Annotated in this window: 9 protein-coding genes; 7 read left to right on the forward strand and 2 right to left on the reverse strand. The window is 48.6% G+C overall.

Annotation, left to right across the window (positions count from 1 at the left end):
- The 4 genes from Q7P67_RS13200 to Q7P67_RS13215 all read left to right on the forward strand — a co-directional run.
- A partial coding sequence (locus Q7P67_RS13200; RefSeq protein WP_369696037.1) for a 4Fe-4S dicluster domain-containing protein occupies window positions 1–289 on the forward strand: 289 nt, incomplete at its 5' end.
- Between the two features lie 173 nt (window positions 290–462).
- A complete protein-coding gene (locus tag Q7P67_RS13205; protein ID WP_303852708.1) occupies window positions 463–1,770 on the forward strand; it encodes a radical SAM protein in 1,308 nt (435 codons plus the stop codon).
- A gap of 8 nt (window positions 1,771–1,778) precedes the next feature.
- Entirely contained in the window at window positions 1,779–2,462 is a 684-nt protein-coding gene (locus tag Q7P67_RS13210) for a molecular chaperone (protein WP_303852709.1), read from the forward strand.
- Between the two features lie 2 nt (window positions 2,463–2,464).
- A complete protein-coding gene (locus Q7P67_RS13215; RefSeq protein ID WP_303852710.1) occupies window positions 2,465–3,451 on the forward strand; it encodes a 4Fe-4S dicluster domain-containing protein in 987 nt (328 codons plus the stop codon).
- On the opposite strand, the gene Q7P67_RS13220 is transcribed toward Q7P67_RS13215, so the two are convergent.
- The gene (locus Q7P67_RS13220; RefSeq protein WP_303852711.1) at window positions 3,444–5,216 is read right to left on the reverse strand and encodes a hypothetical protein; all 1,773 of its coding nucleotides are present in this window, start codon (window positions 5,214–5,216) and stop codon (window positions 3,444–3,446) included. The genes Q7P67_RS13215 and Q7P67_RS13220 overlap by 8 nt on opposite strands.
- A 136-nt stretch (window positions 5,217–5,352) precedes the next feature.
- Between Q7P67_RS13220 and Q7P67_RS13225 the strand changes: the two genes are divergently transcribed.
- Genes Q7P67_RS13225 through Q7P67_RS13235 form a run of 3 tightly spaced genes read left to right on the forward strand, consistent with a single transcriptional unit; the run spans window position 5,353 to window position 9,443 of the window.
- Complete coding sequence (locus Q7P67_RS13225; protein ID WP_303852712.1) at window positions 5,353–5,940, forward strand: paraquat-inducible protein A; 588 nt, start codon at window positions 5,353–5,355, stop codon at window positions 5,938–5,940.
- A complete protein-coding gene (locus tag Q7P67_RS13230) occupies window positions 5,927–6,523 on the forward strand; it encodes a paraquat-inducible protein A (protein WP_303852713.1) in 597 nt (198 codons plus the stop codon). The genes Q7P67_RS13225 and Q7P67_RS13230 overlap by 14 nt, the downstream gene beginning before the upstream one ends.
- Window positions 6,524–6,527: 4 nt before the next feature.
- A complete protein-coding gene (locus tag Q7P67_RS13235) occupies window positions 6,528–9,443 on the forward strand; it encodes an MlaD family protein (protein WP_303852714.1) in 2,916 nt (971 codons plus the stop codon).
- 43 nt (window positions 9,444–9,486) lie between these two features.
- On the opposite strand, the gene nrfD is transcribed toward Q7P67_RS13235, so the two are convergent.
- Window positions 9,487–10,009 (reverse strand): NrfD/PsrC family molybdoenzyme membrane anchor subunit (nrfD, locus tag Q7P67_RS13240; RefSeq protein ID WP_303852715.1); only part of this gene is annotated, 523 nt, incomplete at its 5' end.

Consider the following 10,009-nt stretch of genomic DNA (forward strand, 5'->3'; position numbering starts at 1 on the left):
CGGCGACGACACGAGCGAGCCGACGAAACAGGCAAGCTGGGCAGTTAAGCACCCGATGCAGAAATGCACGATGTGCTGGGACAGACTTGCGGAAGGACTTCTTCCTTCCTGCGTTGCGTCCTGTCCTCAGCGAGCCCTTGACTTCGGCACAGCGGAAGCAATAGCGGCGAAATATCCGACGGCAGTCAGGACTGTAGTGGGATTTCCCGACACCGATAAGGATGCGAACGGCAACACGCTGAAATCCGGCGATACCGTTCCCTCTATTTTCTTCAAACCGAAACAGTAGACCAAATATCTGATAATTAATAATGTGCGGTGCGGAAGCGTTCTTCCCGCCGCACATTTTCTTCACATTTTTATGGAAACAGGGTCGTTATTTTACCTTGATTTAACCGAAGAACGGTTAATTTTTATCAGGATGGATGCTGTAACCAACGCACAAAAACAAAAGGCGAACTTATGATAATTGATATAAACAGAAACTCCCTTGACATGATAGTCAATGATGATTTCAGAGCTGATGCGGAGCGTTACGTCGGCATATACGAAAATTTCATGTCCGCCGTTCAGGATTCGGGAATCAGCATAGACGGGCTTCATTCCTCAACAGGTTTTACATATAAGGATTTGGCGGAGAACGTGTCCGGAGTCGAAAGTTCAGGCTTCGGACACAGTCTTCGTTACGGTGAAGTTTCGCCCGCCTGCGCCGACTGCCGGACAGGTCTTACATCAATGACCGTGTTCCATACTCTTAAATGCAACAGAGACTGTTTCTTTTGTGCAAACATGAATCAGAGTGATTATGATTTCTACCTTGAGAACGAGAACGATGCGTTCGAAGAGGTACTGGCTGCAGACGGGGGATTCGGTTTAACGTCTATCGCGCTGACCGGGGGGGAACCCCTTCTGCTGCCGGAAAAAGCCATAGAGTTTTTTGAAAAGTGCCGTGCAAAATACCCTAAAGCACATTTGCGTCTCTACACTAACGGAGACTTTCTGACCCCTATGCTGGCGACAAAGCTCGCCAATGCGGGGCTTGATGAAGTTCGCGTAAGCGTTAAGGCGGAGGGGGATCACTATCCGCAGGAAACTGTGGAGATAATCCGTTCCGTGTCCGGCATAATTCCTTCTGTAATGGTTGAGATGCCCGTTATCCCCGGTACTCTGGAAACCATGAAAAAGCTCTTTATGGAGCTGGACGAGGCGGGAGCTGATGCCATCAACATACTTGAGTTTCTTTACCCGTGGGTAAACTCCGAAAAATACGCCAACAGAGGTTTTAAAGTTAAACCGAGACCGTACAGAGTGCTTTATGATTACGGATATGCCGGCGGACTTCCCGTTGCGGGCAGCGGCGAGGAGTGCGTTGAACTGCTGAAATTTGCCTCGGAAAAAAAGCTGAACATGCGTGTGCATTTCTGCTCTCTGGAAAATAAGCTGACTTCTCAGATATACATACAGAACAGCAGCGTAACCCTTATGCAGCATGAGGTTATGTCTGAAAGAGATTTTTTCATAAAATCAGCACGGGCTTACGGCAGCAATGCCCTTAAAGCTCAGAAATATCTCTCCGCAAAGGGCATTGAACACGTTACGTCGGGGATAAGAACTGAGTTTCACCCCAGATACATATCAGAGATCAAAGGGCTGACCGAGGTCGCCGTTACATACAATGTAGCCGAATTTGAAGAGAACAGAAAGGTTATCCGCGAGGTGAAGATAGACCTTGTTAAGCCGGAACAGTTCGATTATGACACAGACATATGAGGTGGAGCATGGATGTTGTTGAGCTGGCAAATATACACAAAGGGCGCAACGTTGCGTTCAACGTTTTTTCAAAAGTATTTATGGACGTTCCTTCGCAGGAGACGGACTCATTTTTTAAAGCAACGGCAAGGCACATTGAAACAATAGCCATGTCCTCCTGCAACTCCGATATGCACAACGGGGCGGGACTGCTTAAAACCGTATTCGGAACCAAAGATTATGAGTCTGCGGAAACCGAACAGACACGCATGGAGAGAAGCAGGGACTTTACAAGACTTTTTGCCTTAAACACAGTGCCCCTTTATGAATCGGTTTACACGTCTCCGGAAAAGCTGATGAAACAGGATTCATGGAGCGCTGTTAAGGTTTTCTATTTAAGTAATTTTTTTAAAAGGATAGACGGCGATAAGACCATTGAGGATCATGTGTCGCTTGAGCTTCAGTTTATGGGTCTTCTCAGCAAAAACATAGCCGACTGTCTGGAAAACGAGAAATTCGAAGCTGCGGAAACCATTATGACGACGCAGCTTGACTTTTACAACAATCATATTCTCCGCTGGGTGCCGGAGCTCTGCGGCAAGGTTATCGCAGAAGCGGAAGTTCTGAACACCCTGTTTTATCCGGCATACGCTTATATGCTCAGGGGATTTCTTGCGGAGGATTCTGCGTTTCTTACAGAACTTGCGGAGTAGCCATGGGAATCGTTGACGGACTTGTCGGCAGACTGAATGAATGTATGGTGACAGACAGCGCCGCCTGCTCAAGAGTAAGGCATAAGCTGTCCTCCTGTTCGCTGTGCATGGACGTCTGCAAAGAGAATGCCGTCAGCATAACGTCCGCAGGCGGAAAGGTACTTGTTAACTGGGACAGATGCAGCGGATGCGGTAAATGTGCCGCCGTCTGCCCGAACAGGGTCTTTTCGATGAAACTGGCGGACGCAGGAAAACTGACATCAACAATAAGACAACAGATAGTAAAGGACGGGGAGTGTACAATCTCCTGTAGAGACGATGCCGACGCTGCGCAACTGCGCTCCCTGTCCTTTGCCGACAGACGTGTACTGGTGAAAGCGGCCGCAATGGGAGCTTTAAAAATAACTTTAAGGCAGGGGGATTGCGGCAGATGTTCAAAGGACTGCCGCGGTGTCGCCGAAAATGAGACCGCGGCAGCAAACAGAATATTCGAACTGGCTGAGCTGTCTGTGCGCGCCGTTTTCGAATCAAACCGACCGACAGCGGCTGACAGGCTTAAAAACAGAGGGGAGAGTATCTCCCGCCGCGAATTTTTCGGTTTCATGCGCACAAAAGCCAGACAGACCATAGGAGAAACACTCTGTTCCATAGCGGAGAGCGAGAAGGACCGCAAACGCACCGTGCTTTCTTCCGAAAGGAGCGGCGCGGAAAGCTATATTTCAGACCTTAAATATCTCGGCAGCGATAAGCTCATCAACAGAATGAGGGAGGAGGGTCTTTTGATGAGCGTTCATATAGACATAGATAAATGCACCCGCTGCGGTATATGCTCGCGGGTTTGTCCCATGGCGGTTTTTTCTCTGGCAAAGGAGACTGTAAAAGGCAGAGAGGTCACAACCGCCGTTTCCGCCGATTCCGACCTCTGTTCCGGCTGCGGTCTTTGTGTAACCGCGTGTATGTCAGACGCCCTTAAAATATCCTCTAATTAAATTTGTAACCGCATACTTTATGAGAGCCGCTGTAATAGTCCTGCCAGCCCGTCACTTCCGTCTGAAACATCTGGGCGACACCTTCGACGGTTTCTGAAATCCCTATCGAAGTCGCATATTCCTTAACACTTGTCGTCAAAGTTCCGTAGCGTATCAGAGCAACTATCAGATCTCCGAGCCTGCTGTCCGTATCTCCGCCGATCCTGTATCCGGCTATGCTTATGTTGAATTTTGATGCGTATTTATAAGCCTGTCCCGCGCTGGTGAACGCAAACCCCCACCATGAACCGCCGACAAGTGTTTCCTGTGCCACCACTTTAATAAGATAAGCAGCGTCGCTTATGGCAGACTGAGCCAGAGCTTTACCCGGTTTCTGATACCAGTGGATGTTCCAGTGGTCTGCAATCTGCCCGTGTATCGCCCATTCTGTAAGGGCAAGACGGATACCTCTGCCGAATCTCGGCGTACGCAGATATGTCCACGGAGATGAGTTGCAGAAACCTTTCGTGGTTTTTCCGGTGACTGTCCCGTCGGGGTGATTTTCATAGGGGCTTATAACTCCGAGACTGACATCTCCGTCTTTAGTTTTTCCTTTCTCGGTGAACGAATAAACGCCGCTCCCCGCAGCGCACGTTGAATCATCCCCCACAGAGATGATATTCCCGTCAGCATCATGCAGGCAGGATGCACCGAATTCGTTTCCTGCGCTGAGGTTGTCAAGCTCCGCGCTGTATTTATGCGAGTAATATTCGTAATCAGTGTCCAGATATTCTGTTCCGGTTATGTTCGGTATAACCAGCGATGGTTCAGGCATTGCTGAATCCAGCGCCATCAGACATGCAGCGTTTTCGTTTGTTTTCGCCTGTCCCTGTATCCTGCCGAGCGAAGCTGTAAGCTCATCGCCGGGATTAACTGAAAACACTATATCATATGAAGGGATTGAGTGGCTGTTAAGGTTGTTGAGAAACCATACGAGCAGTCCGAAATCGTTTGCCCATTGTTCCTGCTCGGTTTGCGTTACACTGTCTTCATCGACATCGGTGTGGGCAAACTGCTGGTCGTCTATTAGAAACGTCACCACAATATCAAGTCCGTACGTCCATACGGTGTCGGCGGGCTGGGTATAGGTATTTGTGCTGTCGTCGGACATAACCTGCGCAACCTCTGCCGAACAGTCTGAAGCCACCGCGCTGTTGTTGTCCGAAAACAGTTCGGGAATTACAACCGTCAGTCTGATAAGAGACTTAGGCGTTCCGTCACCGGTATAAACACCGTCCGCTACAGATATGGATTTAAACTGTGCATTGCCGCTTATATCAGATTTGACTATGGACTGTGTGTCAGAGAAGAGCGGAAAACTTTTTACCGCGGCATTGAGCTTTTCAAGCACTGAAGGATGATCCGCTATGTCTCCGAGGAACGTATTTATGCTGTTTTCATATGTTAATGCAGCCTGTTCTCCCATAAGCACATTCATAGCTGGTTTGTCCAGACTGAAACTCCAGTCCGCATCACTGTTTTCATATTCCATATTTTCAGAGTAGTCGGAAACTGTGTCTTTTCCCAGTCTGCCCTTTGCCTTTCCCGAATCGGAAAGGGAATACAGTCCGGCGGAATGGAAACTGACACCGCTGTGTTCATCCGGAGATGGGATAGAAGAATATACGTTCTGACCCGTGTCGGATGATGAACCTTCGCTGCAACCGTATAATGCAAAAATGAACAGCATTAACGCCGTGATAAAAAGATACTTCTTCACAATCATTGCACACCTCCAACATTATTTTATACCATAATTTTATATGTTGCCAAAAAATAAATTTCCGTACATTTATAATTTAAACAGATATTTAATTGATTGGCGCACCACTTACATGTATAATCTTGTCAGAGGTGAAAGAGTGAAAACTGCCTGCGAAGCCTGCGGACTGCTTCTTGAAACCGACTGCGACAGTGAGGGATTTACACTTGTATGCCCCAGATGCTCTCATGTTATCAATGGCAGAAGCAGTATGCTCTATTCTCTCGTTTTCAGTCTTTCAGCAGTAATCCTGATGCTCCCCGCCATGCTTTATCCTTTCCTTAAAATACGCATAAACGATTATGTTCTCACGGCGACTCTGTTTGAAAGCGTCGCGGCGCTCAATAGTGAGGGTTATGTCCCTGCGGGTATGGCAGTTTTTCTTACGGCGTTTCTCATTCCTCTGCTCTATCTTTTTCTTGTTTCATACGTCTCTTTCGAGGCGGTCAGTGGCAGAAAACTTCCTTTTTCCGGTTCCCTTGCACATTTCATCCACAGCCTGCACCGCTGGCACATGGTGGACGTGTTTCTTGTGGGAATACTTGTCAGCGTGGTTAAGCTGGTGGATATGGCAGACGTTTACTTCGGCGTCGGGTTCTATCTCCTTTCCGCAGTGTGCTTTTTCCTAATAGCTTCAGAGTTATATTTTGATTCCAGAGCGTTCTGGAGGTGCCATGACAGACATTGAAAGCGGCATGATACTTTGCAGGGAGTGCGGGCATCTTACGCCTTCCGAAGAGGATTCGGATGTTTGCGCCTGCTGCGGAGGCACGATTCACAGCCGCACAAAAAACAGCCTGAGCCGGACGTGGGCGCTCTGCATAACCGCGCTGATACTCTATATCCCAGCCAACCTGTATCCCATCATGGACGTGCAGATAATGGGGGACAGCTCACAGAATACTATCCTCGGCGGAGTTATACAGTTTTTTCAGCACAAAATGTATTTCATTTGTGCGGTGGTTTTCATCGCCAGCTTTGTTGTGCCGCTTTTCAAGCTCTCCGCGCTCTTTTACATTCTGCTCACCATGAAAAAGGGCAGAAGACTTTCTAACAGACGTAAAACGCGGCTCTACTCAGTTGTTGAGCTCATCGGCAAATGGTCGATGCTGGATGTTTTTGTGGTGTGCATCATGGCGGGACTGATAAACACGGGTTATTTTCTTAAAATAAGTGCCGGCTCTGGAATAGTTTATTTTGCGTCTGTGGTGATAATAACAATGCTTGCCTCCAACAGTTTCGATACCAGACTGATATGGGATAAACGGTGATTTTATGGCTAAACCTTTGAAAATAAAGAAAAGAAAATTTTCTCTGATATGGCTTACGCCTATTCTGGCGCTGGGGATAACCGTATGGCTGCTTTACAACGGATATATCAACTCAGGAAAAGAGATACGGATACAGTTCGATTCGGGCGCAGATATCGTTGTGGGAAAGACCCAGCTAAAATACCGAGGAATACCTGTCGGCAGGGTTATCGACCTTGAGATAGCCGACAGCATGGACAAGGTTAACGCGGTTGTGAAGCTGGACAAAAAGGCAGAATCCATCGCCAAAGAGGGGATGATGTTCTGGATTGTAAAACCCAGAGTTAGCATCAACCAGATAACCGGACTTGAAACCATCATGGCGGGAACGTACATAGAGGTGAAACCGCCTGTGAAGACCGTTGAGGAACTTAAAAATCTGAAAGACGAGGATTTCTTCATCGGGCTTTCGGAACCGGCGGCAGCGGATATTCCTGCCGATTCGGTAATGGTCAGTCTGCATACCGACAAAGATATGGGAATATACAGCGGTATGCCTCTGTATTTTAACAACATCAGCGCGGGACGCATACTGAACACACGTTATGACGAAAATACAAGAGCTTACGATATAATCGCGTCCGTTAATAAAGACTACGGGCGGTATATCAATGGTGATACAAAATTCTGGAATATAAGCGGATTCGAGCTGAAACTGGATTCCGCCGGTCTTTCAGTGGAACTTTCGCAGCTTAATACACTGTTTCAGGGCGGGGTGGCTTTCGATTCGGCAAAGCGCACGGAAAGAGCGCAGCCCCTCAAAAGTTATGAGATATTTACAGACTACACAGCAACTCTGCTTTCTCCTGAGTCCGTTCAGATTGTAATGCCTGAGTGTTACGGCATGAAAGAGGGCAGAACACCGGTTATGTTCAAAGGAGTGCAGGCGGGCATAGTTGAAGGGCTTGATATAGACGGAAAACAGCAGTGCGTAGCATCGGTTAAGCTGGATAAACGGTACGGGTATCTCGCGGCGAAACACAGCCGATTCGTTGTTGAGCAGACCGAGGTTTCGGCAGGAGGTCTGAAAAATCTTTCCGCGTCGCTCCTTGGCGTATTTCTTAACGTTGAGGCGGGCAGCGGCGAAAAAACTAGGATATTCAGACTCTCGGACACTCCTATATTCCAGATACCGCCTGATTCTTTCAAATTCCGTATAACCGGGGCACAGGCAAAAGAGGGCGCAGGCGTCTATTTTCAGGGCGTTCGGATAGGCATGGTCACAGCAGTAAAACTTCATGGCAGGCAGGCGGAGTATGATGCGGTTATCTTTCCGCCGTATAAAAAACTCGCAGTTTCAGGTATCTGTCTCTGGAAGCCCGATATGTTCAGCGTCTCAGCAGGCGGAGAGGGGCTTAGTGTCGGAGGAAATCTTCTGGAGAGTGTTCAGGGCGGAATTAACGCGGGATTTTTCGGCAACGCATCTCACTCACCCCTTGCAGCGGGAACTCTTCTCAAACTTTATGGCAATGAAACCCTTGCCAGAAGGGCTGCGCTGACTTCACAGGGGAGCAGGGAGATATATCTTACGGCTCAGTCGGTTTTCGGACTGGATGCCGGTGCGCCTGTATTTTATAAAGGGATGAGAGCTGGGGAGATAGCTTCTGCGGACCTTTCGCCAGACGGTGTAAGGATTGCGGCTGTTATCTATCCGGAATATGAAAAAGCCGTGAACGGCAGAGCAATATTCTGGAAGAACGGCAGAGCCGACCTGAGCCTTGGTTCGGGAGGTCTGCGTGTAACAACTCCTTCTGCCGCGGAACTTCTTTCAGGCGGTCTGTCATTCGACATAGTGCCCGATGCTCCAGTTTCCAAAGAATATGTAGTTTATGAGAGCTTTGCAGACGCCGAAAAGGCTGTTCGCAGGATAACAGCGGGAAAAACGCTCAGGCTTATGATTACCGATGCCGCTCCCCCTGCGGAGGGGACGCCTGTATATTTCAGAGGCGTTAAGACAGGAGAGGTCGGAGAGGCGGGATACGACAGCGGTTCAGACTCCGCATATGTGTTTGTGCTGATAGATAAAAAATATACGGACACTGTTAAGCCGTCCACAAGGTTCTTCCGAGGCGGCACAATGACGGTTTCCGCAGGGAGAAAGGGAATTAAGGTCAGTACGGAACCAGCTATGAACTATGTGACAGGCGCTGTTTACTACGATACATTCGCTTCCGCGTCGGCAGTTAAAAAACTATATGCAGACAGGGAAGAGGCTCAGGTGCCGGATTATTCGGCGGCATACGTCGTTATCGGCAATGCGGCGCTTAAAGAGGGAGCAGACGTTATATGTGACAGCACGAAAGTCGGATATATTGACGAAATAACTGACGGTAGAGCGAAATTACTGATATATAACGGATATAAAAAATATTTCTCAGACGGAGCAGTTTTCTGGGTCGAGGATGCGAAGATTTCCGCGGACGGTGTAAGAAACCCTGATGCGGTGCTGTTCGGAGCGAAACTCGCCATGACGAAGGGAAGCGGACAGACGCGAACTGAATTTTCATTGTCTGACAGATATTCCGCAATGAAGGGACTTCATATAGTGCTGAGAGCGGACACCAGACATTCTCTGGAAGAGGGTTCGCCCGTCTATTACAGGCAGGTGCAGACCGGTTCCGTCGAGTGGGTAAGGCTGTCGGACGACGCACGTCAGGTTGAAATTGGTATTTTTATTGATGCCAAAAACGCACATCTTGTGCGCACCAATACTGTTTTCAGCCCTGTCAGCGGAATAGAGGCGGACTACGGCATATTCAAAGGTGTTAAGATAAAGACGGGAACGGTCAAATCCATCATAAAGGGAGGACTGGAGTTTAAAACAGACCTTTCGGAGGGGCAGCCCCTTAAAGACGGTGATGTGCTGGAACTGAATAAATAAAAAAAGACCGCCGTGTTTTGCCGCGGCGGTCTCATATCTTATCTCAGTGATGTTTGGTTTCCAGATTAAAGAACTTCTCCGCTGAGAAATACAGCAGGAAGAACACTCCGAAGCCGAACAGGTAGACAAGCCATTCCATTGCGGACGGGCTGTAGAAGTTCATGCCCGCAAAGTCCGTTACAACTCCCGCGCCGTAGAATCCGCCGCGCATGGGAGGAAGCTGTCCCGCAACTATAAAGTCATACCTCGTAAAAAACAGACCTATCATATAGGTGAATCCGGATAGGGCAAGCCTGCCCACGTTACCCTTAGCAGTTACTATCAGAAGCAGAGGCACAGCAACCGCAAGTATCATCTCACCCAGCCAGAAGTTCAGCGCCAGAGGTCCCTTGATAAGCGCTACCGCAGCTGTGTAAGCATCCCCACCGCCTATGAAGACGGAGGACAGCAGCTTCCACAGATAAAGAAGCATCATGACTCCTATTCCGCCTCCCATCAGCCTGCCGAGGGATACGAGGGATTTTCTGACATCTTCCGTAAGCCTGCCCTTGTATATCACATAATGC

It is taken from the genome of Seleniivibrio woodruffii, assembly GCF_029267515.1.
GTDB classification, from domain to species: domain Bacteria; phylum Chrysiogenota; class Deferribacteres; order Deferribacterales; family Geovibrionaceae; genus Seleniivibrio; species Seleniivibrio woodruffii_A.